At 65.1% G+C, this 25,162-nt stretch carries 23 protein-coding genes; 13 read left to right on the top strand and 10 right to left on the bottom strand.

The annotated features are described in order from the left end of the window. The first annotated feature begins 15 nt into the window (after window positions 1–15). The 12 genes from ACFQU0_RS15210 to ACFQU0_RS15155 all read left to right on the top strand — a co-directional run bounded on the left by ACFQU0_RS15210 (window position 16) and on the right by ACFQU0_RS15155 (window position 13,358). Window positions 16–882, top strand: coding sequence for an HlyC/CorC family transporter (locus ACFQU0_RS15210; protein WP_382202234.1), 867 nt, complete (start codon window positions 16–18; stop codon window positions 880–882). Continuing rightward, window positions 882–2,519, top strand: a complete 1,638-nt coding sequence (lnt, locus tag ACFQU0_RS15205) for an apolipoprotein N-acyltransferase (RefSeq protein WP_382202232.1) — start codon at window positions 882–884, stop codon at window positions 2,517–2,519. Before ACFQU0_RS15210 ends, lnt begins: the two co-directional genes overlap by 1 nt. A 63-nt stretch (window positions 2,520–2,582) precedes the next feature. Beyond that, a complete protein-coding gene (glyQ, locus tag ACFQU0_RS15200) occupies window positions 2,583–3,488 on the top strand; it encodes a glycine--tRNA ligase subunit alpha (protein WP_382202230.1) in 906 nt (301 codons plus the stop codon). A gap of 13 nt (window positions 3,489–3,501) precedes the next feature. Further along, window positions 3,502–5,634 carry a glycine--tRNA ligase subunit beta gene (glyS, locus tag ACFQU0_RS15195; protein ID WP_382202228.1) on the top strand — a complete coding sequence of 711 codons (2,133 nt, stop codon included), beginning with the start codon at window positions 3,502–3,504 and terminating at the stop codon, window positions 5,632–5,634. Between the two features lie 107 nt (window positions 5,635–5,741). Next, complete coding sequence (gene gmhB / locus ACFQU0_RS15190; RefSeq protein WP_382202226.1) at window positions 5,742–6,314, top strand: D-glycero-beta-D-manno-heptose 1,7-bisphosphate 7-phosphatase; 573 nt, start codon at window positions 5,742–5,744, stop codon at window positions 6,312–6,314. Window positions 6,315–6,317: 3 nt separating this feature from the next. Beyond that, window positions 6,318–7,052: a lysophospholipid acyltransferase family protein gene (locus ACFQU0_RS15185; RefSeq protein ID WP_382202224.1), complete on the top strand. Its 735-nt coding sequence runs from the start codon at window positions 6,318–6,320 to the stop codon at window positions 7,050–7,052. Between the two features lie 13 nt (window positions 7,053–7,065). After that, window positions 7,066–7,884, top strand: coding sequence for a M48 family metallopeptidase (locus ACFQU0_RS15180; protein ID WP_382202222.1), 819 nt, complete (start codon window positions 7,066–7,068; stop codon window positions 7,882–7,884). 36 nt (window positions 7,885–7,920) lie between these two features. Next, window positions 7,921–9,105 (top strand): benzoate/H(+) symporter BenE family transporter, encoded by a 1,185-nt coding sequence (locus ACFQU0_RS15175; RefSeq protein WP_382202221.1) that lies wholly within the window; start codon window positions 7,921–7,923, stop codon window positions 9,103–9,105. Continuing rightward, a complete protein-coding gene (gshB, locus tag ACFQU0_RS15170) occupies window positions 9,102–10,046 on the top strand; it encodes a glutathione synthase (RefSeq protein WP_382202219.1) in 945 nt (314 codons plus the stop codon). The genes ACFQU0_RS15175 and gshB overlap by 4 nt, the downstream gene beginning before the upstream one ends. Before the next feature lie 62 nt (window positions 10,047–10,108). Then, window positions 10,109–10,843 carry a GGDEF domain-containing protein gene (locus ACFQU0_RS15165; protein WP_382202217.1) on the top strand — a complete coding sequence of 245 codons (735 nt, stop codon included), beginning with the start codon at window positions 10,109–10,111 and terminating at the stop codon, window positions 10,841–10,843. A 23-nt stretch (window positions 10,844–10,866) separates the two neighbouring features. Further along, entirely contained in the window at window positions 10,867–11,709 is an 843-nt protein-coding gene (locus ACFQU0_RS15160; RefSeq protein WP_382202215.1) for a MinD/ParA family protein, read from the top strand. A gap of 5 nt (window positions 11,710–11,714) precedes the next feature. Further along, a complete protein-coding gene (locus ACFQU0_RS15155) occupies window positions 11,715–13,358 on the top strand; it encodes an HDOD domain-containing protein (RefSeq protein ID WP_382202213.1) in 1,644 nt (547 codons plus the stop codon). Window position 13,359: 1 nt separating this feature from the next. Here the strand turns inward: ACFQU0_RS15155 and ACFQU0_RS15150 are convergent, their stop codons facing one another. Next, window positions 13,360–13,839, bottom strand: a complete 480-nt coding sequence (locus tag ACFQU0_RS15150) for a MarR family winged helix-turn-helix transcriptional regulator (protein WP_382202320.1) — start codon at window positions 13,837–13,839, stop codon at window positions 13,360–13,362. Between the two features lie 159 nt (window positions 13,840–13,998). On the opposite strand from ACFQU0_RS15150, the gene ACFQU0_RS15145 reads away from it, so the two are divergent. Further along, window positions 13,999–14,325 (top strand): DUF1840 family protein, encoded by a 327-nt coding sequence (locus ACFQU0_RS15145; RefSeq protein WP_382202211.1) that lies wholly within the window; start codon window positions 13,999–14,001, stop codon window positions 14,323–14,325. 12 nt (window positions 14,326–14,337) lie between these two features. Here ACFQU0_RS15145 and ACFQU0_RS15140 read toward each other — a convergent pair whose 3' ends face one another. The 9 genes from ACFQU0_RS15140 to ACFQU0_RS15100 form a co-directional block, all read right to left on the bottom strand. Further along, window positions 14,338–15,345, bottom strand: a complete 1,008-nt coding sequence (locus ACFQU0_RS15140; RefSeq protein WP_382202210.1) for a Bug family tripartite tricarboxylate transporter substrate binding protein — start codon at window positions 15,343–15,345, stop codon at window positions 14,338–14,340. 87 nt (window positions 15,346–15,432) lie between these two features. After that, window positions 15,433–16,416: a tripartite tricarboxylate transporter substrate-binding protein gene (locus ACFQU0_RS15135; protein WP_382202208.1), complete on the bottom strand. Its 984-nt coding sequence runs from the start codon at window positions 16,414–16,416 to the stop codon at window positions 15,433–15,435. 129 nt (window positions 16,417–16,545) lie between these two features. After that, the gene (locus tag ACFQU0_RS15130) at window positions 16,546–17,796 is read right to left on the bottom strand and encodes a phenylacetate--CoA ligase family protein (RefSeq protein WP_382202206.1); all 1,251 of its coding nucleotides are present in this window, start codon (window positions 17,794–17,796) and stop codon (window positions 16,546–16,548) included. Between the two features lie 132 nt (window positions 17,797–17,928). Beyond that, a complete protein-coding gene (locus tag ACFQU0_RS15125; RefSeq protein WP_382202204.1) occupies window positions 17,929–18,738 on the bottom strand; it encodes an ABC transporter ATP-binding protein in 810 nt (269 codons plus the stop codon). Window positions 18,739–18,864: 126 nt separating this feature from the next. Further along, window positions 18,865–20,202, bottom strand: coding sequence for an ABC transporter substrate-binding protein (locus ACFQU0_RS15120; protein ID WP_382202202.1), 1,338 nt, complete (start codon window positions 20,200–20,202; stop codon window positions 18,865–18,867). A gap of 85 nt (window positions 20,203–20,287) precedes the next feature. After that, window positions 20,288–21,364, bottom strand: coding sequence for a branched-chain amino acid ABC transporter permease (locus ACFQU0_RS15115; RefSeq protein ID WP_382202200.1), 1,077 nt, complete (start codon window positions 21,362–21,364; stop codon window positions 20,288–20,290). A 97-nt stretch (window positions 21,365–21,461) separates the two neighbouring features. Next, complete coding sequence (locus ACFQU0_RS15110) at window positions 21,462–22,391, bottom strand: branched-chain amino acid ABC transporter permease (RefSeq protein ID WP_382202198.1); 930 nt, start codon at window positions 22,389–22,391, stop codon at window positions 21,462–21,464. A gap of 10 nt (window positions 22,392–22,401) precedes the next feature. Then, window positions 22,402–23,199, bottom strand: a complete 798-nt coding sequence (locus tag ACFQU0_RS15105; protein ID WP_382202196.1) for an ABC transporter ATP-binding protein — start codon at window positions 23,197–23,199, stop codon at window positions 22,402–22,404. After that, on the bottom strand, window positions 23,196–25,142 hold the full coding sequence (locus tag ACFQU0_RS15100; protein WP_382202194.1) for an AMP-dependent synthetase/ligase: 1,947 nt from the start codon (window positions 25,140–25,142) through the stop codon (window positions 23,196–23,198). The genes ACFQU0_RS15105 and ACFQU0_RS15100 overlap by 4 nt, the downstream gene beginning before the upstream one ends. Window positions 25,143–25,162: the final 20 nt, after the last annotated feature.

Here is a 25,162-nt window from a genome sequence, read left to right as displayed (position 1 = left end):
CTACGCCGTCACACAGTGTCCGACCCTTATCCCAGTCCGGCGCCTCACCGCAGCGTGAGGCATGAAGACAAACGCGGATTTCTCCAGAAGCTGGCCGAGTTCATCCACCCGGGGCCCGACTCCAAGGATGAATTGATCGAAACCCTGGCCGACGCCGAGGACAACAACATCATCAACGCCGAGTCGCGTGTCATGCTCGAAGGCGTGATCCGCATGGCCGACATGACGGCCGGCGATGTGATGGTGGCGGCACCGCGCATGGATGTGCTGGACATCAACGCCGCTTTCGACGATCTGCTGCATGTGGTCATCGACACCGCGCACTCGCGCTTTCCGGTGTACGAGGGTGAGCGTGAAAACATCATCGGCATCCTGCTGGCCAAGGACCTGCTCAAACTGCAGCGCGCGCCCGAGCTCAACCTGCGCGCGCTCTTGCGCCCGGCCACTTTTGTGCCCGAAACCAAAGGCCTCAACGACCTGTTGCGCGAGTTTCGGGGCAACCGCAACCACCTGGCTATTGTCATCGACGAGTTCGGCCGCGTGGCCGGCCTCATCACCATCGAGGACGTGCTGGAAGAAATCGTCGGCGAGATCGAAGACGAATTCGACATTGCCGCCGATGACGGCGACATCTTTGCCCTGGCCGACCGCACCTGGCGCGTCAGTGGCGACACCCCCATCGAACGCATGAACGAGTCGTTCGGGCTGCAGTTGCCCGAAGAAGACTTTGACACCATCGGCGGCATGATCGCCCACGCCATGGGCCACGTGCCCAAGCGCGGCGAGGTGCATGTGATGGCCGGCCTGCGTTTTGTGGTCATGCACACCAAAGGCGGCGCCGTGAAGTGGTTCAAGGTGGTGACCGAGACCGCTGAAGCCTAATGCGCGCGCGCGCGCCTCGTCCTCTCGTGTGGTGGGCGCTGTGTGTGCTGGTGGGCCTGGCGCAGGCCGCGTCACTCGCCTGGCCGTGGCCCCCGCTGGACAGCCTCGGACTGCAAACCGGCCAGCCCGTGGGCTGGTTGCAGGTGCTTGGTGTGGGTGCGTTGGTGCTTGCCTTGCGCAGCGCCCCGTCGGCGCGCGCGGCGTTTGGGCGTGCCTGGCTGGGGGCCACCGCTTGGTTGTGCGCCACCTTCTGGTGGCTGTTCATTTCCATGCACACCTATGGCGGCCTGGCCGCACCGCTGGCTGCGCTGGCGGTGCTGGCTTTGGCGGCAGCCCTGGCTTTGTATTACGCCTTGGCCGGCGGACTTTGGTGGGGCTGGCGTCACGCGGGTGTGCTGGTGCAAGCCCTGGCTTTTGCGTCCTTGTGGACCTTGGCCGAGCTTGCCCGCGGGGTGCTGTTCACCGGGTTCCCCTGGGGGGCTGGCGGCTACGCCCACGTGGAAACCCTGGCTGCCCTGGCGCCCTGGGTGGGGGTGTACGGCATGGGCGCGCTCGCGGCGGCCACCGCAGTGCTGTTGATCAGCGCGCGCTGGCAGTGGTGGTTGCTGGTGGGCATTGTGGTGGCCGTGGTGTTGCCCCGGGTGCCACGCGACTGGGGCGAGCCGGCTGGCACACTGCGGGTGCGGCTGCTGCAGGGCAACATCGCACAGGACGAAAAGTTCGCAGGCGACAGCGGTGTGCCCGAGGCACTTGCGTGGTACGGCGCCGAAATCCGCCGCGCCCTGGCCGATCCCACGCCACGTTTGGTGGTGGCGCCTGAAACCGCATGGCCGGTGTTGCCCCAACAGTTACCGGCCACCTACTGGCGCGACCTGTGGGCGCCCGGCGCGGCAAGTGCGTCGGCCGCATTGGCGGGCGTGCCGCTGGGCAGTTTTGAACTCGGCTACACCAATTCGGCCTGGGGTTGGACGCCCGAACATGCGGCCCGGGCTGCGGCCGCGCTGGGGGCCGAGCCTGGCGAGGCCGGGCTGCCGCCTGCGGCCCAGGCGGCGCTGTACCGCTACGACAAACACCACCTCGTGCCCTTCGGCGAGTTCATCCCGCCCCTGTTCCGCTGGTTCGTTGATCTGATGCACATCCCGCTGGGCGACTTCAACCGGGGTGGCCTGGCCCAGCCCACGCTGGACTGGGCCGGTCAGCGCCTGGCACCCAACATTTGCTACGAAGACCTGTTTGGCGAAGAGCTGGCCGCCGGTTTCAGCGACCCCGCACGCGCGCCCACGGTACTGGTCAACCTCAGCAACATCGCCTGGTTTGGCGACAGCATGGCGATTGACCAGCACCTGCAGATCTCGCGCCTGCGCGCGCTGGAACTGGCCCGGCCCATGCTGCGCGCCACCAACACCGGCGCCACTGCCGCCATCGACCACCGGGGCCGCGTGACCCACCAGTTGCCCCGCCTGACCCGGGGTGCGCTGGACGCCGAGGTGGCCGGACGCGATGGCCTCACGCCGTTTGCCCGCTGGGCGTCGCGCTGGGGCTTGTGGCCGGTGCTGGGGATCGCGGTTGTGGTGCCCCTGCTGCTGTGGCGGCGGCGCGAGTTGCCCAGTCCGTGGCCGCCCAAACACGGCCGGTAAAATCAGGTGGTTTGCGCGGCCTGGCCGCGCTTGTCGGTTTCTGGCCCTTGTTTGGCTCACCCCATGCTGACCTTCCAACAAATCATCCTCAAACTGCAGGCCTACTGGGACGCCCAGGGCTGCGCGCTGCTGCAACCCTACGACATGGAAGTGGGCGCCGGCACCAGCCACACCGCCACCTTCCTGCGCGCGCTCGGCCCCGAGCCCTGGAAGGCCGCCTACGTGCAGCCCAGCCGCCGCCCCAAAGACGGCCGCTACGGTGAAAACCCCAACCGCCTGCAGCACTACTACCAATACCAGGTCGTGCTCAAGCCCGCGCCGGCCAACATCCTGGAGCTGTACCTCGGCTCGCTGGAAGCGCTGGGCTTCGACCTCAAGAAGAACGACATCCGCTTTGTGGAAGACGACTGGGAGAACCCCACGCTCGGCGCCTGGGGCCTGGGTTGGGAGGTCTGGCTCAATGGCATGGAAGTGACGCAGTTCACCTACTTCCAGCAAGTGGGTGGCATCGACTGCAAGCCCATCACCGGCGAAATCACCTACGGTCTGGAGCGCCTCGCCATGTACCTGCAGGGCGTGGACAACGTCTACAACCTCAAGTGGACCGACACCCTGAGCTACGGCGACGTGTACCACCAGAACGAGGTCGAGCAGTCCACCTACAACTTCGAGCATGCCGACGCCGACTTCCTGTTCACCGCCTTTGGCGCCCACGAGAAGCAGGCCAAACACCTGATGGAGCAACAACTCGCCTTGCCCGCCTACGAGCAGGTGCTCAAGTGCGCGCACAGCTTCAACCTGCTGGACGCGCGTGGCGCGATCAGCGTGACCGAACGCGCCGCCTACATTGGCCGCATCCGCAACCTCGCGCGCAGCGTGGCGCAAAGCTATTACGAGAGCCGCGAGCGCCTGGGCTTCCCCATGGCGCCGCGCGAGTGGGTCGAGTCGATGACGAAGAAGGCTGCCTGAAAGAAGCACAACCATGACGACCGAAAACCTTCTCGTTGAACTGTTTGTTGAAGAGCTGCCGCCCAAGGCACTCAAGAAGCTGGGTGATGCCTTTGCGGGTGTGCTGTTCGAGCAACTCAAGGCGCAGGGCCTGACCAGTGCCGCTTCGGTGCTGACGGCGTTCGCCTCGCCGCGCCGCTTGGCCGCGCATGTGACGGCGGTGGCCTCGCAGGCTGCCGATCAACCGCAAAAGGCCAAACTGATGCCGGTGGCGGTCGCTATCAAGGATGGCGTGCCTTCAGATGCGTTCCGCAAAAAGCTGGCCGCCGTGGGCCGTCCGCACTTGGCTGACCTCTGGCCAAACGCGGTGGACGGTCCGGATCAATTGGTGGTTGAGAGCGACGGTAAAGCGGACGCTGTGTTTTTGTTGGGGCTAGCAAAGGGCGTCAGTCTGCAGGTGGGGCTCCAGAATGCGCTGGACGAAGCCCTGGCCAAGCTGCCCATCCCCAAGGTCATGACCTACCAACTGGCCAATGGCTGGAGCGATGTGAAGTTTGTGCGCCCAGCGCACCAGCTGGTGGCCTTGCATGGCGCGCATGTGGTGCCTGTGGCGGCGCTGGGCCTGACGGCTGGCAATGCGACACACGGTCACCGCTTTGAAGCGGCGGTAGACCCGGTGGTCATCACACACGCCGACGCCTATGCCGAAACCTTGAAGCGCGACGGTGCCGTGATCGCCTCCTTTGCCGAGCGCCGCGCCGAGATCGTGCGCCAGCTCGCCGCTGCCGCGGCCCAGGTGGGCGGCGGCTGTCGGCCCATCGACGACGACGCGCTGCTGGACGAAGTGACCGCCCTGGTTGAGCGGCCCAATGTGCTGACCTGCCAGTTCGAGACCGAATTCCTCGATGTGCCGCAGGAGTGCCTCATCCTCACGATGAAGGCCAACCAGAAGTACTTCCCCTTGCTGGATGCGCAGGGCAAGCTGACACACCAGTTCTTGGTGGTCAGCAACATCAGTCCTGCCGACGCCAGTGCGGTCATCCAGGGCAACGAACGTGTGGTGCGCCCGCGCCTGGCAGACGCCAAGTTCTTTTTCGACCAGGACCGCAAGAAGACGCTTGAATCGCGCGTTCCTGGCCTCGCCAAAGTGGTCTACCACAACAAGCTGGGCACCCAGGGCGAGCGCATGGAGCGCGTGTGCGCCATCGCCGAGACCATCGGCGTGCAGCTGGGTGGCCCGGATTTGGCCGCCAAGGCCTTGCTGGCCGCGCGCCTGGCCAAGGCCGATCTGCTGACCGACATGGTGGGCGAGTTCCCCGAGTTGCAGGGCATCATGGGCGGTTACTACGCGCGCCACGATGGCCTGGGCGACGAGGTGGCCACCGCCATCGAAGATCACTACAGGCCGCGTTTTGCCGGCGACGAACTGCCGCGCAACGCCGTGGGCGTGGTGGTGGCGCTGGCCGACAAGTTGGAGACGCTGGTTGGCATGTTCGGCATCGGCAACCTGCCCACCGGCGACAAGGATCCGTTTGCGCTGCGCCGCCACGCGCTGGGTGTGATCCGCATGCTGGTCGAGAAAAACCTGCCCTTGCAGCTCGACGCCTTGCTGCGCGGCGCTGCGCCGGCCTTTGGCGACAAGATCACCGACGCCTCCGCTGCGCTCGGCGACTTCATTTATGACCGCCTGGCCGGCGGCCTGCGCGAGCAGGGTGCGAGTGCGCAAGAGGTCGATGCCGTGTTGGCCCTGCGTCCGCAGCGCCTGGCCGATGTGGCCCAGCGCCTGGCTGCCGTGAAGGCGTTTGCCGCCTTGCCCGAAGCACCCGCGCTGGCTGCCGCCAACAAGCGGGTCGGCAACATCCTCAAGAAGGCCGAAGGCGAGGTGACCGCTTCGGTCAACGAGGCTTTGTTGACCGAAGCCGCTGAAAAAGCCCTCAACGACACCCTCAAAACCGTCGTGCTCCAGGCCAATGCGGCTTTTGAGGCGGGCGACCTGACCGCCAGCCTGCAGGCCTTGGCTGCGCTCAAGGCGCCGGTCGATGCGTTTTTCGACAGCGTGATGGTCAACGCCGACGACCCTGCCCTCAAGGCCAACCGCCTGGGCCTGCTGGCCACACTGCATGCCGCCATGAACCGCGTCGCCGACCTGTCCCGTCTGGCGACGTGACCATGAGCCTCCACACTCCACCGCTGCGCGGGTCGTTGCCCCCCAAGGGGGCGCGGCCTTGCTTGGGGCGGCCCGGCGCGGCGGCCCTCACACCGAGGAGTGCCTGAATGGGCGGCACCGTCAAGCTCATCGTGCTGGACCGCGACGGTTCGCTGGGCCAGATCAGTGAAGACTTTGTGCGTGCGCCCGAGGACTGGGTGCCCCAGTCCGGCGCGCTCGAAGCGGTGGCCCGCCTCAACCAAGCGGGTTGGCGGGTGGTGGTGGCGTCCAACCAGTCGGGCCTGGGCAGGGGCTTGTTCGACATGGCCACACTCAACGCGGTGCACGCGCGCATGCACAAGCTGCTGGCCGGCGCGGGTGCGCGGGTCGATGCGGTGTTCGTGTGCCCCCATGCGCCCGAAGATGGCTGCAACTGCCGCAAACCCGAACCCGGTTTGTTGCAACAGATTGGCCAGCGTTACGGCGTGGCCCTGGCGGACATCCGTGCCGTGGGCGATTCGCTCAACGACGTGCGCGCCGCTGCGACCGCCGGTTGCCAGCCTCACCTGCTGCTGTGTGGGCTGTTGAGCGCGCACACCGGCCCCGACGCGCTGCCTCTGCCGCCGCTGCCCGATGGCACGGTGGTGCACGCCGACCTCGCGGCTTTTGCCGACTTTCTTTTGGCCACCGACAAGGTCTGACCCATGCCCTTTCTGCGTTCCGTGCTCCACATGCTGTGGATGGTTCTCACCGTGGTGCCCTGGGGGCTGGCGGTGGTGGTTGCCGCACCATTCCTCAGCAGCACCCAGGTCTACTGGATGTGTGCCGGTTGGCTCAAGGTGGCGGTGCGGGGGGGCAACGTGATCCTGGGCATTCGCAACCAGGTGATCGGCTACGAGAACCTGCCCGTGGGCAGCACCGCACCGGCCATCCTGCTGCTCAAGCACCAGTCGACGTGGGAGACGTTTTGTATGCCCACGCTGATGCCCCACCCGCTGGCCTATGTGTTCAAAAAGGAGCTGCTGTACGTGCCTTTCTTTGGCTGGGCCATGGCCAAGATGGACATGATCCACATCGACCGCTCCAAACGCGCCCAGGCCTTCAACAAGGTGGTGGAGCAGGGCAAACGGCTGCTGGCGCAGGGCACCTGGGTCATCATGTTCCCCGAGGGCACGCGCATCGACCGTGGGCAGAAAGGGCAGTACAAAAGCGGCGGCACACGTCTGGCCATCGAGACCGGCGCGCCCGTCATTCCCATCGCCGTCACCTCGGCCAAGTGCTGGCCGCGCAAGGCCTTCATCAAACGCCCTGGTGTGGTGGAGTTTTCCATCGGCAAACCCATTCCCAGCGAAGGGCGCAAACCCGATGAGCTGATGCGCGAGGTGGAGGACTGGATCGAAGCCGAAATGCGCCGCCTCGACCCCGAGGCCTACCGCTGAACAGCCGTTTGTTGTGAAACACGTCGAACAACTCAGCCTGGACCTGTTCGATGAGGCGCCTGTTGCCAAGGCGGCTTCCGCCACCCACTGGCAACACCCGCGTGCCAGCCGCCAACTGCAACTCGGTGCTTGCCTGGTGGCCTACGAATTCAAGCGCGGCAAACGCCGCACCATTGGCCTGAGCGTTGGGCCCGATGGCCTGAGTGTGAGCGCGCCACGCTGGACGCCCTTGGCCGAGGTGGAGGCGCTGTTGCGCGACAAGACCCGTTGGGTGCTGGACAAGCTTCAGGCCGTGCGCGAGCGCCAGGCCCAGGCCGAGCAGGCGCGCATCGAATGGCGCGACGGCGCGCGTTTCCCCTACCTGGGCGAGGACGTGGTCCTGTGCCTCGACCCCACCCAGGGTTTGCGCAGCGCTGGCGCCATGTTGGAGCACACACCCGAGGGCGCCCGGTTGCGCCTAGGTCTGCCCAAACAGGCCAGCGCCGACCAGATCCGTGACATGACACAGGCCTGGCTGATGCGCGAGGCACGGGCCCTGTTCACGCAGCGTCTGGACCACTTTGCCCCCAGCTTGGGGGTGCGCTGGACCAAGCTGCGCCTGTCCAGCGCTGGCACGCGCTGGGGCAGCGCCAGCGCCGACGGCAGCATCCGCCTGAACTGGCGGCTGATCCATTTCGGGCCGGCCGTCATCGACTACGTGGTGGCCCACGAGTTGAGCCACCTGCGGGAGATGAACCACAGCCCGCAGTTCTGGGACACCGTGGCCAGCGTGATGCCCGACTTTGAGGCCCGCCGCCAGGCCTTGCACAAGCTACCGGTGCCCAAGTGGTGAGCCAAGTGGCGTGCTTGCGGGCTTTACGATAGCCCCATGCGATTGATCAAAGATATCAGCCTGTCCTCGGCGACAGCGGGATTTGTGGCAGTGCTGGTGGGCTTCACCAGTTCCATTGCCATCGTCTTCCAGGCCGCGCAGGCCTTTGGTGCCACGCCGGCACAAATCACCTCGTGGATGTGGGCGCTGGGTCTGGGCATGGGCCTCAGTTCGGCCGTGCCTTCGCTCATCCTGCGCCAGCCGGTGATGGTGGCCTGGAGCACGCCGGGCGCGGCGGTGCTGGCCACGGCCGGCCTGGCCGGGGGCTTTGCCATGGCCGACGCCATTGGCGCCTTCATGGTGTGTGCCGCGCTCATCATTCTGGTGGGCGCCACCGGTTGGTTCGAACGGGTGATGAACCGCATTCCCATGGCGATTGCCGCTGCGCTGCTCGCTGGCGTGTTGGCGCGTTTTGGCTTGCAGGCCTTTGGGGCGGCACAGACGGCGCTCTCGCTGGTGGTGTTGATGTTGTTGGCGTACCTGGTCGGGCGGCGATGGTTGCCGCGCTACGCGGTGGTCATCACGCTGGCTGTGGGCGTGCTGCACGCGGCGCTCACCGGCGGCCTGCAGACCGAGGGGCTGACGTTGGAGCTGGCGCGCCCGGTGTTCACCGCTCCCGTGTTCAGCCTGCAGGCCATGGTCAGCCTGGCGCTGCCGCTGTTTGTGGTCACCATGGCCTCGCAGAATCTGCCCGGTGTGGCGGCCATACGCGCGGCCGGTTACACCATGCCCATTTCGCGCATCATCACCCTTACCGGGGTGGTCACCCTGGTGCTGGCCCCGTTTGGCGCCTTTGCGCTGAACCTCAGCGCCATCACCGCCGCCATCTGCATGGGCGAAGAGGCCCACCCCGACAAGACCAAACGCTACACCGCCGCCGTGGCTTGCGGGCTGATCTACATCGGCATTGGCATCTTCGGCGCCACCTTCACCGCGCTGCTGTTGGCGTTTCCCAAAGAGCTGGTGATGGCGATTGCCGGCATTGCCTTGCTGGGCAGCATAGGCGGTGGCCTGCACACCGCGCTGGCCGACGACCGCCACCGCGAGGCCGCGCTCATCACCTTCCTGGTCACGCTCAGTGGCGTGGTGGTGGCGGGTATTGGGTCGGCCTTCTGGGGTGTGGTGGCCGGTGGGGTTGCTCTGTTTGTGCAACAGTACGGCACCCGGAAAGAATCACCATGAACATCCTCATCGTTGCCGACCCGCTTGAGTCCTTCAAGATCCACAAAGACACCACCTTCGTCATGATGCGCGAGCTGCAACGGCGTGGCCACGCCTTGGCCGCCTGCGAGCCGCAGCACATCCACTGGCGCAGCGGCGGTGTGGTCACCGCCAGCGTGCGGGCCGTGCGCCTGACCGGCGAGGCCAACGCCTGGTTCGAGGTCCAGTCCGAGCAGGCGTTGGCGCTCAAGGACTTCGACGCCATCCTGATGCGCAAGGACCCGCCCTTCGACAGCGAGTTCTTCTACGCCACCCATTTGCTGGAGCAGGCCGAGCGCGAAGGCGCGCGCGTGTTCAACAAGCCGCGGGCCTTGCGCGACCACCCCGAGAAGCTGGCGCTGATGGAATTCCCCGACTTCGCGCCGCCCACCCTGGTCACGCGCCGCGACGCCGACATCCGCGCCTTCCACGCCGAGCATGGCGACATCATCCTGAAGCCGCTGGATGGCATGGGCGGCACGGGCATCTTCCGCGTCAAGGCCGACGGCATGAACCTGGGCGCCATCATCGAAACCTTGAACCAGGGCGGTGCCACGAGCGTGATGGTGCAGCGCTACCTGCCCGAGATCGTGGACGGCGACAAGCGCCTGCTGGTCATCGGCGGCAAGCCCGTGCCCTACTGCCTGGCCCGCATCCCGCAGGGCAACGAGGTGCGTGGCAACCTGGCGGCTGGCGGCAAGGGCGTGGCGCGGCCCCTCACCGAGCGCGACCGCGCCATCGGTGAGGCCTTGGGGCCCATCCTCGCCGCGCGTGGCCTGCTGCTGGTGGGGGTGGACGTGATCGGCGACAAAGTGACAGAAATCAACGTCACCAGCCCCACCTGTTTTCAGGAGATCCAGCAGCAGACCGGCTGCGACGTGGCGGCGCTGTTCGTGGACGCCTTGGAAGCCGCGCTCACGTAAGCGGCAAACGTCCCGGACGGTGCTAGACTGGTTTCGAAATATTTGTAACAGTCTTTGGCACCGTGAAAATCGATTCGCTGCACCTCGACCATGCCCAGGCCTTGCTGGCCCGGGCCGGTCAGCCGCTTGACGGGCCACAGGGCGGTGAAGACCCGGCTTACCTGCAGCGCCTGATCGACGCCTTGTGCGAGCTGTCGCTGCGCGATCCGTTGACGGGTTTGTCCAACCGCCGCCACTTTCTGGCGGCGCTTGATCAGGAGATCGACCGTGTCACCCGTGCCGGCGACATGGCCTTGCTGTTGTTGGTGGACATTGACCACTTCAAGCGCGTCAACGACACCCACGGGCACCCGGCGGGCGACCAGGTCATCCGGGCCGTGGCCCAGTGCCTGTCCGCCTGTGTGCGGCCCATGGACACGGTCTCGCGCTACGGCGGTGAGGAATTTGCCATCATCCTGCCCAGTTGCCAGTCGGTGTTTGGTGCCCAGGTGGCCGAGCGCATCCGCGAACGTGTGGCCGCCACCCCGTTGGTGCTTGAAGGCGGCGACACCCTGCATTTCACCGTGAGCATTGGCGGCGCCTATGCGCCCCAGTGGCTGCGCTTCACCGCCGCCGCCTGGATCGAGCGCGCCGATGAGCAGCTTTACCGCGCCAAGGCCGAAGGCCGCAACCGTGTCTGCCTGGAGCCACAAGCCGACAGCGTGGTCAGTGCCGAAGAAAAAAGTCTGCTGTTCGGCCTGTCGCCGGTGGACGAGACGACCGATAACGAAGGTGTGCCTTCCCTGGGTGCCGATTGAGGCCCGACAATGAGCCATTCCACATGACCAGCACACCCATCCAGACGCCCCACGCTGCCGCACACGCCGGCCTGCCCGCCTATTCCGGCAAGGGCTTGGTCATGGCCGTCACCAGCGGCAAAGGGGGCGTCGGCAAAACCTTTTTCTCGGCCAACCTGGCCGCCGCACTCACCCGCCGGGGCCACAAGGTGCTGGTGCTCGACGCCGACCTGGGGCTGGCCAACCTCGACGTGGTGCTCAACCTCTACCCCAAGATCACGTTGCACGACGTTTTCACCGGCAAAGCCACGCTGGACGACGCCATCCTGAAGGCGCCCGGCGGGTTTTCGGTGCTGTTGGCGGGCTCGGGCATGGTCGAATATTCGCGGCTCACGCCCGAGGTGCGTGAGGACTTCATGAAGGTCATGCAGACCATCGTGCCCCGGTTTGACGTGGTGCTGCTCGACACCGGTGCCGGCATTTCCGACGTGGTGCTGTTTGCGGTGTCGCTGGCCTCCGAGGTGCTGATGGTGGCCACACCCGAGCCCACCTCACTGACCGACGCCTACGCCACCATCAAGGTGCTGGCCATGCAGCAAGGGCGCCAGCAGGTGCGCCTGGTGGTCAACCAGGCCACGCGCCCGGGCGACGGGCGCAACATCACCGGCCAGTTGCAGCAGGTGCTCAACCGTTTCCTGTCCACGCAGAACGGCGCGGGCATCAAGCTGGTGCACATGGGTGATGTGCCTGCCGACCAGTCGGTCAAGGACGCCATCATGCGCCGACAACTGCTGCTGGTGCACGCGCCCGGCTGCCCGGCCGCCCTGGCCGTGGGCCAGATTGCCGGACGCCTGGAAGACGCTGTGCTCGGCCACACCTTGTCCTGACCGCCATGCAACCGACCAGCGACCCCACTGCCCCCGCTGCGGCGGCGGGGCTTGGCGACGAACAGGACAACGCGCAGCCGCTGGAAGGCGCCGGCACCCTCGCCGGGTTGTTGCGGCGCATGCGGCACCAGACCGACTTCCCCGCGATGTCGGAGTCCGTGGTGCGGGTGCAGGCGCTGGCCGGGTCGGAAACCGAAAGCCTCAACAGCCTGACCAACGAAATCCTCAAAGATGTTGCGCTGACACAGAAGCTGTTGCGCCTGGTCAACTCGGCGCAGTTTGCCCACACGGGTGGCGGCATCAGCACGGTCTCGCGCGCGGTGAGCCTGATCGGTTTTGCCGGCATCCGCAACCTGGCCATGAGCCTGCTGTTGCTCGAACACATGCAGGACAAGGCCCACGCGCAGCAACTGCGCACCGAGTTCCTGCGGTCTTTGCTGGCGGCATCGCTGGCCAGCGATTTGTGCCCCGTGGTGCGCGAAGGTGAAGAGGCCTTCATCGGCGCCCTGTTCCAGAACCTGGGGCGCATGCTGGCGGGGTTTTACCTGCCGGACGAAGCACGCCGGGTGCGCGAGGCCGTGGCGGCGGGCGAGTCCGAGGTGGCGGCATCGCTCAAGGTGCTTCGCCTGGACTACGAGGCGCTGGGCCTGGGCGTGGCCCGCGCCTGGGGCTTGCCCGGGCCCATTCAACGCCTGATGAGCCGCCCGGCCGGCCGACCGCCGCTGCGCCTGCTGGCCGACAACGCCGACCGGCTGCGCTGGCTGGTGTTGGCTGCCAACGAAGCCGCCGATGTGGTGCTGGCGCACGATGAAAACGCCTTGCCGCCCAAGCTGCAACGGCTGGCGCAGCAGTACGCCGCCAGCCTCGGGCTGGAGGCCGACCACGTGGTGCAAAGTGTGCACCTGGCCCGCGACCGCCTCGCACAGGCAGCCGAGGCGCTGGGCATTGCCGTGTTGCCCCAATCGCCCGCCGCGCGTTTGGCCCGGCGCCTGCCGCCACCCCCCAGCGCGGCGACCGAGCCAGGGGCTGAGCCCCTGCATGGTGACGACGCGCCCGACACCTTGAGCGGGCTGGCGCTCACGGCCTCGCCGCCAGCGCCCCAGGCCAGCACGGCCACGGCCGACGCCGTTGCGGTCGGGCTGCTGAGCACCGGCATACAGGATGTGACGCAGGCGCTGGCCGATGGTGGCGCCCTCAACGATGTGCTGCGCATGGTGCTGGAAACCCTGTTCCGCGCGCTGGGCTGCCGGCGTGTGCTGTTGTGCCTGCGCGATGCCTCGGGCCAGCAGTTGCTGGGGCGCATGGGATTGGGTGAGGAGGCGACCGAGGTGGCTCGCCGCTTCAAATTGCCGCTGCAGGGGGCGAACGACCTGTTTGCCTTGGTGTGCAACAAGGGCGTGGACACCCTGATCAGCGATGCCAGTGCGCCCAACGTGGCCCAGCGCCTGCCTGCGTGGTACCGCGAGCAAATCGGGGCGCCGTGTTTTTTGTTGCTGCCCATGCAATTCAAGGGCGCGCCGCTCGGGCTGATTTACGCCGACACCAACACGGCCGGCGCCATCGTGTTGGGCGAACAAGCCTTGGCGTTGGTGAAAACCTTGCGCAACCAGGCCGTGATGGCGTTTCGGCAAACGCGCGTGGGCGGCTGAATCAGGGCCTGTCGCTGGCCTGCGGCCGTTGCTGGTGGCGTTTGACCTTGCCCAGCAGGCGGTGCAGTTGCTCCACCTCGCGCGGTTGCAGACTTTCGAAGGCCTGCACGATCCAGGCCTCGTGTTGCTGGGCCATGGCCGAAAACATGCTGTGGCCCCGCGGCGTGAGGCGCACCCGCCAGGCGCGCCGGTCGCCTTCCACCTCCAGGCGCTCCACCAGGCCCTCGGCCACCAACTGATCGGTGATGCCGGTGATGTTGCCACCCGTGACCATCAGCCGGTGCGACAACTCCTTCATCTTCAGGCCCTCGGGGTGGCGCTCCAGTTGCGCCATGAGATCGAAACGGGGCAGGGTGGTGTCGAAGCCTTCACGCAGGCCGGTGCGCACCTGCTTCTCGATCAGTTGCGCGCAGGTCAACAGCCGAAGCCACAGCCGCAGTGCTTCCGGGTGTTCGCTGTGTGCGCGCGCTTCGAGGTCCAGGGTGTCTTCCATGGCGTGGCCGGGCCAGTCGTTCGTTGGGATGCCGATAGTTTAGGTTTGAAAAATTGTCGGTGATTGTGTTTGTGAATGCGTTGGGGTTTTCCCGCTGAAATCAGCGGGTGCACAATGCCCGCATCACAGGCTTTGCAGGAGGTTGTCATGCTCTACCGATTCAAGTCCCGGGCCACCAGCGATTTGGTGATGCTGGAGGCGTCGGGGCGGCGGGTGCTTGAAATTCTGGGCAAAGACCCCGCTGGGCCAGGCGTCATCACCGCCGCGCAGCTGGCCGCCGCGGTGGTCGCTCTGCAGGACGCGGTGCGTGCCGACGAGGCAGAGCGCGAACGCCTGGCGCGTGAAGCGCAGGCGCGCGATGAGGCCGTGCCCGAGCCGGCCGAACAGGTGACCCTGCGCATGCGCACGGCCCCGTTCATCGACATGCTGCAGCACGCGATGAACGAGGATGTGGACGTGGTCTGGGGTGTCTGACCGGCCGGTACGTCAATCCACCTTGGCGCCGGAGGCCTTGACCACACCGGCCCACTTGGTGATTTCGCTGTCGATCAGCCGCGCAAACTCCTGGGGCGTGTTGCCGCTCGGTATGGCGCCCTGCGACAGCAGGCGTTCTTTCACCGCTGGCAGGTTCAGCGCTTTGGCCACTTCCTGCTGCACGCGGTTGACGATGTCGGGCGGTGTGCCGGCCGGTGCCAGCAGGCCAAACCACGAGCTGGCCTCAAAGCCGTTCAGCTTGCCTGCTTCGGCCACGGTGGGCACGTCGGGCAGGGCGGCCGATCGCTGGCCGCTGGTGACGGCAAACGCTGTCAGCTTGCCGGCTTTGATGTGGGGCATGGCCGAGGGCAGGTTGTCGAACATCACGTCCATGGTGCCGGCCAACATGTCGCTGAGCGCCGGGCCCGAACCCCGGTAGGGGATGTGGGTCATGAAGATGCCCGTCTGGTTCTTGAACAGCTCACCCGCCAGGTGGATGGAGGTGCCATTGCCGCTGCTGGCCATGTTCAGGCGACCCGGGTTGGCCTTGGCGTGGCGGATGAAATCCGCCACGTTCTGGATGTTCAGCGCACGTGCCTTGTCGGTGTTCATCACCATCACGTTGGGCACACCGGCCACCAGCGTCACCGGCGCAAAGTCTTTTTGTGGGTCGTAGGGCAGCGATTTGTACAGCGCCTTGTTGATGCCGTGTGTGCCCACCGTGCCCATCAGAAAGGTGTAGCCATCTTTTTCTGCCTTGGCCACCAGCTCGGCGCCGATGTTGCCGCCTGCGCCGGCCCGGTTGTCCACCGTGAAGGGCTGGCCAAAGGCGCGGCTGAGTTCGGGTGCCAGCGCGCGGGCCAGCAGGTCGGTGGTGCCGCCGGGCGCAAACGGCACCACGATGCGCACCGGCCGCGTCGGCCAGGTGGCCTGGGCCCAGGCCGAGGGCAGCGCGGCCATCAGGCCCAGCGCGGCCGCGCCACTCAGCAGCTGACGGCGGGAGGTGGTGGTTGGGGTCATGTGTGTGTCTCCTGTTGTTGTCGATGGGTCATTGTGCAGTGACAAAAAAGGCCACCTCGCGGGTGGCCTTTCTGGGGTGGACAGCACTCAGTCAGCAAACTGGCCGGCGGCTTCGATCACGCCCTTGAGCTTGACGATCTCGGCGCCCACGAAGGCCTTGTGGCCTTCGGGCGTGACACGCTTGTCGTTGACAACGATGGCGCCCAGGCCTTCCTGCTTCTTGACGAACTCGGGGTCCTTCAAGGCCACCTTGAGCGCGTCGTTGATCTTCTTGGCCACGTCGGCCGGCAGGCCCTTGGGGCCGTTGAGGCCGTGCCAGATGGTCAGGTTGAAGCCCTTGAGGCCCATCTCGGCCAGGCTGGGGTAGTCCTTGAGCAGCTTGTGGCCGCTCAGCGGCTTTTCGGTGGTGACGGCAAAGGCCTTGACACGCCCGCCTTCGATCTGGGCGGTGGTGTTGGTGGTCTGGTCGCACATCACATCCACCTGGCCGCCGACCAGGTTGGTCATGGCGGGTGCGGTGCCGCTGAACGGGATGGTGGTCATGGCCGTGTTCAGCTTGATGGCCGACTGCCACATCAGGCCACACAGGTGCGAGGCCGAGCCCAGGCCGGCGTGGGCCAGGTTGATCTTGCCCGAGTTGGCGCGGATGTAGTTTTCGAAGTCGCGGTAGGTGTTGGCCGGCAGTTTGGGGCTGCCAATCAGGGTCATGGGCACGTCGTTGATCATGCCCAGGTAGTCGAAGTCGTTCAGCGCGTTGAACTGCAGCTTGCGGTACAGGCCAGCGGTGGAGGCCATGCCGATGTGCCAGACCAGCAGGGTGTGGCCGTCGGGTTTGGCGCGGGCCACCTTCATGGCGCCGATGGTGCCACCGGCGCCGGCGGCGTTTTCCACCACCACGTTGCCGCCCAGGGGCTTGCGCAGGGCTTCGGCCAGGTCGCGGGCCACGCGGTCGGTGGGGCCGCCTGCGGCGAAAGGCACCACCAGCGTGACGGGTTTGTCGCCAGGAAAGGCTTGGGCCAGTGCGGCCGTGCTGGCCAGGGCAAGCACACTCAGGGTGAACAGGGATTTCATGGCGGTCTCCTAGGGGTCGAAGTAAATGACAGCGGCCGATGCTACCCGTGTCTCAAGGGTGAGCCATCGCGGAAAGTACCTACCGGTTTCACGGTACTTTCCCGGAACTTATCCCCCGACCATGCCACGTCAGTCGTACTTGCGGGCGTCTTCTATCACTTTGCCGTCATTGGGCAAGCTGCCCGGCGCCACCAGTTCGATATCGCCACGCAATTTGGTCAGATCACGCACCGCCTGCGCCAGGCCATCGCGCAGAGCGTCGCCCGTTTCGGTGGTTTCGACCTTGAGGCACATCTGGTCGTTGGCCATTTCGCCGCTGACCACGAGCCGTGCTTTTTTCACCTCGGGGAAACGGCGGATCACCTCGGCCACCTGACCCGGGTGCACAAACATGCCCCGCACCTTGGTGGTCTGATCGGCTCGGCCCATCCAGCCCTTGATGCGGGTGCCCGTGCGCCCGGTGGGGCAGGTGCCAGGCAAGATGGCCGAGAGGTCGCCGGTGCCGAAGCGGATCAACGGGTAGCCCGGGTTGAGTGTGGTCACCACCAGCTCGCCCACCTCGCCTTCGGGCACCGGGTCGCCGGTGCCGGGGCGCACGATTTCGACGATCACGCCTTCTTCGAGCACCAGGCCCTCGCGCGCGGCGGTTTCAAAGGCCACCAGGCCCAGATCGGCCGTGGCGTAGGTTTGGTAGACATCCACCCCTTGTGCCTTGAACCAGGCGGTCAGGCTGGGCGGGCAGGCCTCGCCGCCGACCGAGGCCTTGGTGATGCTGAGTTTCTGGCCCGCCTCGGCGGCTTTTTCCAGCAGGATGCGCAGAAAACTCGGCGTGCCGGTGTAGGCGGTGGGCTTCAGCTCCTGGATGGCTTCGAGCTGCTGCTCGGTCTGCCCGGTGCCGGCCGGAAACACGGTGCAACCCAGGGCCAGCGCGCCGGCTTCCAGAATGAAGGCGCCAGGCGTCATGTGGTAGCTGAAGCTGTTGTGCACCAGCTCGCCCGAGCGGAAACCCGCCGCATACAGCGCGCGCGCGGTGCGCCAGTAGTCTTTGTTCGCGCCTTCAGGCTCGTAGATCGGGCCGGGGCTGGCGAAGATGCGGGTCATGCCCGGGCCACGCACCAGGGCGGAGAAGCCGCCGAACGCATCGCCCCCTGCGGCACGGGCCGCCTTCTGCCGCTCCAGCAATTCGTACTTGCGCGTGACTGGCAACCGTGCCAATGCCGCGCGGCTGTTCACATCCGCTGCGCTCACACCCGCGAGGATGCTGGCGAAGGCGGCGGTGTGTTGCTGCGCGTGGGCGATCTGCCGTGGCAATGCAGCCATCAGATCGGCCTCGCGGGCGGCCGGGTCACGGGTTTCAAGCGCGTCGTGGAAGTTGCTCATGGAAGAAACCAATTCGGGTTGAGTGGAGGGCATGGGGCAAGCGGCACCGTGGGTCCGGCTCTGCCGGCCCACCGGAGCCGCCCCCTTGAGGGGGGATGCGGCCACGCGCAGCGGGCAAGCGACGGGGGTGGGTCAAGCCAACCAGCGCTTGCGCCGCTTGTAGCTCTTGACGTCCTTGAAACTCTTGCGCTCGCCACCGCCCATGCCGAGGTAGAACTCTTTCACGTCCTCGTTGTTGCGCAAGTCGTCGGCCGCGCCGTCCATCACGATGCGCCCGCTTTCCATGATGTAGCCGTAGTCGGCATAACGCAGCGCCATGTTGGTGTTCTGCTCGGCGATCAGGAAGGTGACCTTTTCCTTCTGGTTGAGGTCCTTCACGATCTCGAACACCTCTTCCACGATCTGCGGCGCCAGGCCCATGGAGGGCTCATCGAGCAGCACCACACTGGGGTTGGCCATGATCGCGCGGCCAATCGCACACATCTGTTGTTCACCACCCGAGGTGTAGGCGGCCTGGCTCGTGCGACGTGTCTTCAGGCGCGGGAAGTAGTTGTAGACCTTGTCCAGGTTGGCCGCGATCTCGCCCTTGTCCTTGCGGGTGTAGCTGCCGGTCAGCAGGTTTTCCTCGATGGTGAGGTGGGCAAAACAGTGCCGGCCTTCCATCACCTGCACCACACCGCGGTTGACCAGGTCGGCAGGTGTCAGGTTTTCAATGCGTTCACCGCGCAGCTCGATGCTGCCCTTGGTGACCTCGCCACGTTCGCCCTTGAGCAGGTTGGAGATCGCACGCAGCGTGGTGGTTTTGCCCGCGCCGTTGCCACCCAAGATGGCCGCGATTTTTCCTTCCGGCACATTCAAGGACACGCCCTTGAGCACCAGGATGACGTGGTTGTAGATGACCTCGATGCCGTTGACGTTGAGGACGATGTTCGGTGCGCTCATGACAAATGACCTTTCACAAACCTGTGCACCGCGCGCGACGCACAGGTTTGTGGGCGGATGACACCCGCTGGCGCGGGCATGGCGGTGTCATCCGCCATGCCGCGCGCAGCGCGCGTCATCGCGTCATCAGCTCTGGCAGTCCTGAGCCGAGCGGCGTGCCAGCTTCTTCTCGCCGGCGTATTTGTCGGCCGATGCCTTCACCATCGGGCGGATGATTTGTTCGTCCGCCTGCAGCCAGTCGGACGCCCAGACAAACTTGCTGCCATCCCAGGTGTGCACACGCGCCCAAGCCGACCCCATGTGGTCTTGGCAACTGGTGGACACCGGGCGCATCACGCCTTTGAAGCCCAGCGCATCGAGCTTGGCCTGCGTCAGGTTCAGGTTTTCATAGCCCCAGCGGGCCTGTTCGCCGGTGATGACCTTGCCTTTGCCAAAACGCTCCTGCGCCGCGCGGACACCCTCGACCGCCAGCATGGCGCCGACAACACCACGCATGTACAGCACCGATCCGACTTCCTCCTTCGGTCCGGTGCCCTGGCCCTTGGCATGCACCTTCTCCAGGATTTCCTTGACCACCGGTGAATTGAACTCGGCACCGTGCTGCATCATGACCGCGCTGTAGCCTTTGGCGCCTGCACCCACGTCCTTCAGATCAGGTTCTGCGCCCGACCACCAAGTGCCAAACATCTTCTCGCGTGGGTAGCCGGTGGCCACCGCTTCCTTGATGGCCGTGGGCGTCATCACGCCCCAGGTCTGCAGGACGACGAAGTCCGGACGCTGCTGGCGCACCTGCAGCCAGATGGATTTTTGTTCCACGCCGGGCGCGGGGATGGGCAGCAGCTGCAGCGAGAAGCCGTGCATCGCGGCGCGCTCCTGCATGATGGGCAGCAGTTCCTTGCCAAACGGACTGTCGTGGTAGCCGACGGCAATTTTTTTGCCCTTGAGCTTGTCCCAGCCGCCTTCTTTGTTGGCGATGTGCTGGAGCACGGTGTCCCCCGCCACCCAGTAGTGGCCGATCAGCGGGAAGTTCCATTTGAAGATACCGCCGTCCGCCGAATCGCTGCGGCCGTAGCCGGAGGTGATCATGGGGATCTTGTCGGTGGGGATTTTTTCTGTCAGCGCGAAAGTGATGCCGGTGGACAGGGGCTGGAACACCGTGGCGCCACCATGTTTGCCTTTCAGGCGTTCGTAGCACTCCACGCCGCGGTCGGTGGCGTAAGCTGTTTCGCACTCCTCAACCAGTGTCTTGACGCCGTTGATGCCCCCGCGCACGTTGACCAGCTTCATGTAGTCGTTGTGCCCGTTGGCCCAGGGCGTGGCGTTGGGCGCCACCGGGCCGGTGCGGCCCGACAGCACCGGGAAGAACTGGACCTTGTCTTGCGCCAGGGCGGCAGGGGCCAGCAGCGCGCCGGTCAGGCCCGCACAGACGATGGAGGCAGAGAGGGCAAGGGAGGAAAGTTTCATTTCATTTGTCTCCAAATAAGAACCAACACACGAGAATTTCAACAGGCCTTCAGCCGGGTGCTGTCGCGCAGCGGCAGCCGAGACATCAGTGCGGGAAGGGCCACAACCGCAACTTCTGTTTGCCAATGCTCCAGAGCTTGGCCAGGCCATGGGGTTCGACAATCAGGAACCACACGATCAGTGCGCCAAAGATCATGAATTCGGTGTGCGACACCGCCGCCGTGGAAATTTCGAGACCAACCAGAGAGCCGGCCCAGGGCATGAACTGGTTCAGAAAAATGGGCAGCACCACAATGAAGGCGGCACCAAAAAGGCTGCCCATGATGGAACCCATGCCGCCGATGATCACCATGAACAGCAACTGGAAGGAGCGGTCGATGGAGAAGGCTGCGGGCTCCCATGAACCCAGGTGCACAAACGCCCACAGACCGCCAGCGACGCCCACAATGAAAGAGCTGACCGCAAACGCGCTGAGCTTGGCGTACATGGGGCGGATGCCGATGACGGAGGCGGCCACGTCCATGTCGCGAATTGCCATCCACTCGCGGCCGATGGCCGAGCGCACCAGGTTTTTGGCCAGCAAGGCAAATACCACCAGGAAGCTCAGGCAGAAGAGGTACTTCTGCACGGGGGTCTGGATCGGCAGACCAAAAACCTCCAGCCCCGACACCGCCACGGAGCCCGATGTGCTGTTGTTGGTGAACCAGTTGATGCGGCTGAACGCCCAGTCACAGAAGAACTGTGCTGCCAGCGTGGCCACCGCCAGGTACAAACCTTTCACACGCAGGCTGGGGATGCCAAAAAAGATGCCCACCAGCGTGGCAAAGAAGCCGCCCGACAGCAGGGCCACGATCAGCGGCATGCCATCGATGCGGACGAAGGTGTTGTAGGCCATGTAGGCGCCCACCGCCATGAAGGCGCCCGAGCCCAACGAGATCTGCCCGCAGAAACCCACCAGGATGTTCACCCCTACGGCCGCCAGCGCCAGGATGAGGAAGGGGATGAAGATGGCGCGGAACAGGTACTCGTCGGCCAGCAGCGGCACACCGATGGCGGCGATGGCAATCAGGCCGAGGATGGCCCAGCGGTCCTGGGCGATCGGAAAAATCTGCTGATCGGCCGAGTAGGAGGTCTTGAACTGACCGTTTTCTCTGTAGAACATGTCTCAATTCCTCAAACAATCTTTTAGCTACGACACGCTTTGCTTAACTTTGCTGCGCAAAGTTAGTCTTCGCTGAAAGATCATTGATGTGGGTGTTTCACACCCGATCAATGATCTTTTCGCCAAACAAACCCTGGGGCCGGAACAGCAGGAAGACCAGTGCCAGCATGTAGGCAAACCAGATTTCGATGCCACCACCCACCAGCGGGCCGAGGTAGACCTCGGAGAACTTTTCACCGACGCCGATGATCAGGCCGCCGATGATGGCGCCGGGCACCGAGGTGAGGCCGCCCAAAATGATCACGGGCAGGGCGCGCAGGGCCACGGTGGTGAGCGAGAACTGCACACCCAACTTGGAGCCCCAGATGATCCCGGCCACCAGGGCGGTGATGCCCGCCACACACCAGACAATGACCCAGATGCGGTTGAGGGGGATGCCGATGGACTGCGCTGCCTGGTGGTCGTCGGCCACCGCGCGCAGGGCGCGTCCGGTGCTGGTCTTCTGGAAAAACAGGGCCAGGACCGCCACCAAACAGGCTGCGACCAGTGCTGCGATGATGTCTTCCTGGCTGATGAGGATGCCGCCCTCGAAGGTGTTTTGCAGCAGAAAGACGGGCTCTTTGGGCATTCCCACGTTGATCTGATAGATCTCGCTGCCAAAGATGGTCTGGCCCAGGCCATCGAGAAAGTAGGTGATGCCAAGGGTGGCCATCAGCAGGGTCACACCCTCTTGATTGACCAGGTGGCGCAGCACCAGGCGTTCGATCACCCAAGCCACCACAAACATGCATGCGGCGGCCACGATGAAGGCCAACACGTTGGCCAGCAGCAAGCTCTCGAAGCCGAGCCACTGTGGAATCCATTCTGAGAAGCGGGCCATGGCCAGCGCCGCGAACAGCACCATGGCGCCTTGCGCAAAGTTGAACACGCCCGAGGCCTTGAAGATGAGCACAAAGCCCAGCGCCACAAGCGAATACAGCATGCCGGCCATCAGGCCGCCAAAGAGGGTTTCAAGAAAAAATGCCATGGCCGTTCTTTCAGTGTGAAGTGCCGAGGTAGGCGCTGATCACGTCCTCGTTGTTGCGCACCTCGTCGGGGGTGCCGTCGCCGATCTTCTTGCCGTAGTCCAGCACCACCACGCGGTCGCTGATGTCCATCACCACGCCCATGTCGTGTTCGATCAACACCACGGTGGTGCCGAATTCGTCGTTCACATCGAGCACAAAACGGCTCATGTCCTGCTTCTCTTCCACGTTCATGCCGGCCATGGGTTCGTCCAGCAGCAGCACCTGCGGCTCCATGGCCAGAGCGCGGCCCAGGTCCACCCGCTTTTGCAGGCCGTAGGGCAGTTGGCCCACAGGCGTTTTGCGGTAGGCCTGGATTTCGAGGAAGTCGATGATGTGTTCGACAAACTCGCGGTGTTTGACCTCTTCTTTTTCCGCGCCGCCGATGCCAAAGGGGTTGCGAAAAGCCTGGCTGAACAGGTTGCTTTTGATGCGCAGGTTGCGCCCGGTCATGATGTTGTCGATCACGCTCATGCCCTTGAACAGCGCCAGGTTCTGGAAGGTGCGCGCGATGCCCATCTCCGCCACCTGGCGGCTGTTCATGTGCTTGAAGGTCTGGCCCCGAAAGGTGATGGCACCTTGTTGTGGCTGGTACACGCCGTTGATGCAGTTGAGCATCGAGCTTTTACCGGCACCGTTGGGGCCGATGATGGCGCGGATCTCGTGCTCGCGCACGTTGAAGCTGATGTTGGTCAGCGCCTTGACGCCGCCAAAACTCAGGGAGATGTTGCTGACGTCGAGGATGACGTCGCCGATCTTTTTACTGCTCATGCTGCGGCCTTCACGGGGGCAAAAGTCTTGGCATCGGAAATCTTCAGCGTGGCGCTGACCTTGCCGCTGCGGCCGTCTTCAAATTTGACGGCGGTTTCGATGTATTGCTCGGTCTTGTCGCCGTAGAGGGCATCGACCAGCACGCCGTACTTGTCGCCGATGAAGCCACGGCGGACTTTGTTGGTGCGGGTCAGTTCGCCATCGTCGGCGTCCAGCTCTTTGTGCAGCACGAGGAAGCGGCTGATCTGGCTGCCGGCCAGCAATTCGTCGCGGCTCAGGTCGGCGTTGACCTTTTCCACGCACTCGCGGATCAGTTCGTACACCTCGGGCTTCTGTGCCAGGTCGGTGTAGCCGGCGTAGGGCAGGTTGCGACGCTCGGCCCAGTTGCCCACGGCGTCGAAGTCGATGTTGATCATCACGCACACCTTCTCGCGTTTGTCGCCAAAGGCCACCACTTCTTTGATGTGCGAGAAGAACTTGAGCTTGTTCTCCACGTACTTGGGCGCAAACATGGCGCCGTCGTTGGGGCCGCCCATGATGCGACCCACGTCTTTCACGCGGTCGATGATCTTGAGGTGGCCCTCGGCGTCGATGAAGCCGGCGTCGCTGGTGTGGTACCAGCCGTCGGCGGTCAGCACCTCGGCCGTGGCCTCGGGGTTTTTGTAGTAGCCCTTGAGCAGGCCGGGCGACTTGACCAGGATTTCACCGGTGTCGGAGAGCTTGATTTCCACGCCGTCGCAAGGTACGCCCACGGTGTCGGCGCGTGCCTGGTGGTCGGGCTGCAGGCACACAAACACGGCGGTTTCGGTGGAGCCGTAGAGCTGCTTGATGTTGATGCCGATGGAGCGGTAGAAGGTGAAGAGGTCGGGGCCGATGGCCTCGCCCGCCGTGTAGGCCACCCGCACCCGCGAAAAGCCCAGGGTGTTGCGCAGTGGGCCGTACACCAGCACATTGCCCAGGCTGTACAGCAAGCGGTTGGTGCCCGAGACGGGTTTGCCGTCCATCAGCGCCGGCCCCACTTTGCGCGCCACGTCCATGAAGTAGTGGAACATCTTGCGCTTGATGGTGCCCGCGTCTTCCATGCGGATCATCACGCTGGTGAGCAGGCCCTCAAACACCCGCGGTGGCGCGAAGTAGTAGGTGGGGCCCACTTCCTTGAGGTCGATGGTCACGGTGCCCGACGATTCGGGGCAGTTCACCACATAACCAGCAGCCAGCCACTGGGCGTAGCTGAAGATGTTCTGGCCGATCCAGGCCGGCGGCAGGTAGGCCAGCACCTCGTCGGTTTCGCTCAGCTTGTCGAACTGGGCGCCCACGTGCGCGCGGTTGAGCAGCGAGTCGTGGGTGTGCACCACCCCCTTGGGGTTGCCGGTGGTGCCGGAGGTGAAGAACATGGCGGCCACGTCCTCGGGCCGGGCCTTGTCCACCTCTTCCTGGAAGAAGCCCGGGTGCTGCTGTGCAAACACCTCGCCAGCGGCCACCAGTTCGGCGAGGCTGCCCAGGCCGTCTTCGACGTAATTGCGCAGGCCGCGCGGGTCGTCGTAGTAAATGTGGGCGAGCTGCGGGCAGCGGTCGCGGATTTCCAGCATCTTGTCGACCTGTTCCTGGTCTTCCACCACCGCAAAACGCACTTCGGCGTTGTTGATGGGGAACACACACTCGGCGCCCACGGCGTCCTGGTACAGCGGCACGGGAATGGCCCCCAGCGACTGTGCCGCCAGCATGGTGGCGTAGAGGCGCGGGCGGTTGGCGCCGATGACGACGAGGTGTTCGCCCCGGTGCAGGCCGGCCTGGTGCAAACCGCAGGCGATGTGCTTGACCAGTGCCACCATGTGCGACCAGCTCGTGGTCTGCCAGATGCCGTATTCCTTCTCGCGCATGGCCGGCGCGTCGGGCCGACGCGCCGCATGGGCCAGCAGCAGTTGGGGGAAGGTGCTCCGCATGTTGTCTCCTGTGGGGCGCG

Source organism: Hydrogenophaga defluvii, assembly GCF_042665235.1.
Taxonomy (GTDB): Bacteria; Pseudomonadota; Gammaproteobacteria; order Burkholderiales; family Burkholderiaceae_C; genus Hydrogenophaga; species Hydrogenophaga defluvii_A.
The sequence above is the reverse complement of the archived record's forward strand: the minus strand, read 5'-3'. Positions and strand labels throughout refer to the sequence as shown.

Excerpts from the sequence above, each read along its gene's own strand:
- ACFQU0_RS15105 (WP_382202196.1), bottom strand. The coding sequence starts at position 23,199 with ATGAGCAGTAAAAAGATCGGCGACGTCATCCTCGACGTCAGCAACATC.
- ACFQU0_RS15110 (WP_382202198.1), bottom strand. The coding sequence starts at position 22,391 with ATGGCATTTTTTCTTGAAACCCTCTTTGGCGGCCTGATGGCCGGCATG.
- ACFQU0_RS15145 (WP_382202211.1), top strand. The coding sequence starts at position 13,999 with ATGCTCTACCGATTCAAGTCCCGGGCCACCAGCGATTTGGTGATGCTG.
- ACFQU0_RS15140 (WP_382202210.1), bottom strand. The coding sequence starts at position 15,345 with ATGACCCCAACCACCACCTCCCGCCGTCAGCTGCTGAGTGGCGCGGCC.
- ACFQU0_RS15135 (WP_382202208.1), bottom strand. The coding sequence starts at position 16,416 with ATGAAATCCCTGTTCACCCTGAGTGTGCTTGCCCTGGCCAGCACGGCC.
- ACFQU0_RS15155 (WP_382202213.1), top strand. The coding sequence starts at position 11,715 with ATGCAACCGACCAGCGACCCCACTGCCCCCGCTGCGGCGGCGGGGCTT.
- ACFQU0_RS15160 (WP_382202215.1), top strand. The coding sequence starts at position 10,867 with ATGACCAGCACACCCATCCAGACGCCCCACGCTGCCGCACACGCCGGC.
- ACFQU0_RS15115 (WP_382202200.1), bottom strand. The coding sequence starts at position 21,364 with ATGTTCTACAGAGAAAACGGTCAGTTCAAGACCTCCTACTCGGCCGAT.
- ACFQU0_RS15185 (WP_382202224.1), top strand. The coding sequence starts at position 6,318 with ATGCCCTTTCTGCGTTCCGTGCTCCACATGCTGTGGATGGTTCTCACC.
- glyS (WP_382202228.1), top strand. The coding sequence starts at position 3,502 with ATGACGACCGAAAACCTTCTCGTTGAACTGTTTGTTGAAGAGCTGCCG.
- gshB (WP_382202219.1), top strand. The coding sequence starts at position 9,102 with ATGAACATCCTCATCGTTGCCGACCCGCTTGAGTCCTTCAAGATCCAC.
- ACFQU0_RS15175 (WP_382202221.1), top strand. The coding sequence starts at position 7,921 with ATGCGATTGATCAAAGATATCAGCCTGTCCTCGGCGACAGCGGGATTT.
- gmhB (WP_382202226.1), top strand. The coding sequence starts at position 5,742 with ATGGGCGGCACCGTCAAGCTCATCGTGCTGGACCGCGACGGTTCGCTG.
- ACFQU0_RS15130 (WP_382202206.1), bottom strand. The coding sequence starts at position 17,796 with ATGAGCAACTTCCACGACGCGCTTGAAACCCGTGACCCGGCCGCCCGC.
- glyQ (WP_382202230.1), top strand. The coding sequence starts at position 2,583 with ATGCTGACCTTCCAACAAATCATCCTCAAACTGCAGGCCTACTGGGAC.
- ACFQU0_RS15120 (WP_382202202.1), bottom strand. The coding sequence starts at position 20,202 with ATGAAACTTTCCTCCCTTGCCCTCTCTGCCTCCATCGTCTGTGCGGGC.
- ACFQU0_RS15125 (WP_382202204.1), bottom strand. The coding sequence starts at position 18,738 with ATGAGCGCACCGAACATCGTCCTCAACGTCAACGGCATCGAGGTCATC.
- lnt (WP_382202232.1), top strand. The coding sequence starts at position 882 with ATGCGCGCGCGCGCGCCTCGTCCTCTCGTGTGGTGGGCGCTGTGTGTG.
- ACFQU0_RS15100 (WP_382202194.1), bottom strand. The coding sequence starts at position 25,142 with ATGCGGAGCACCTTCCCCCAACTGCTGCTGGCCCATGCGGCGCGTCGG.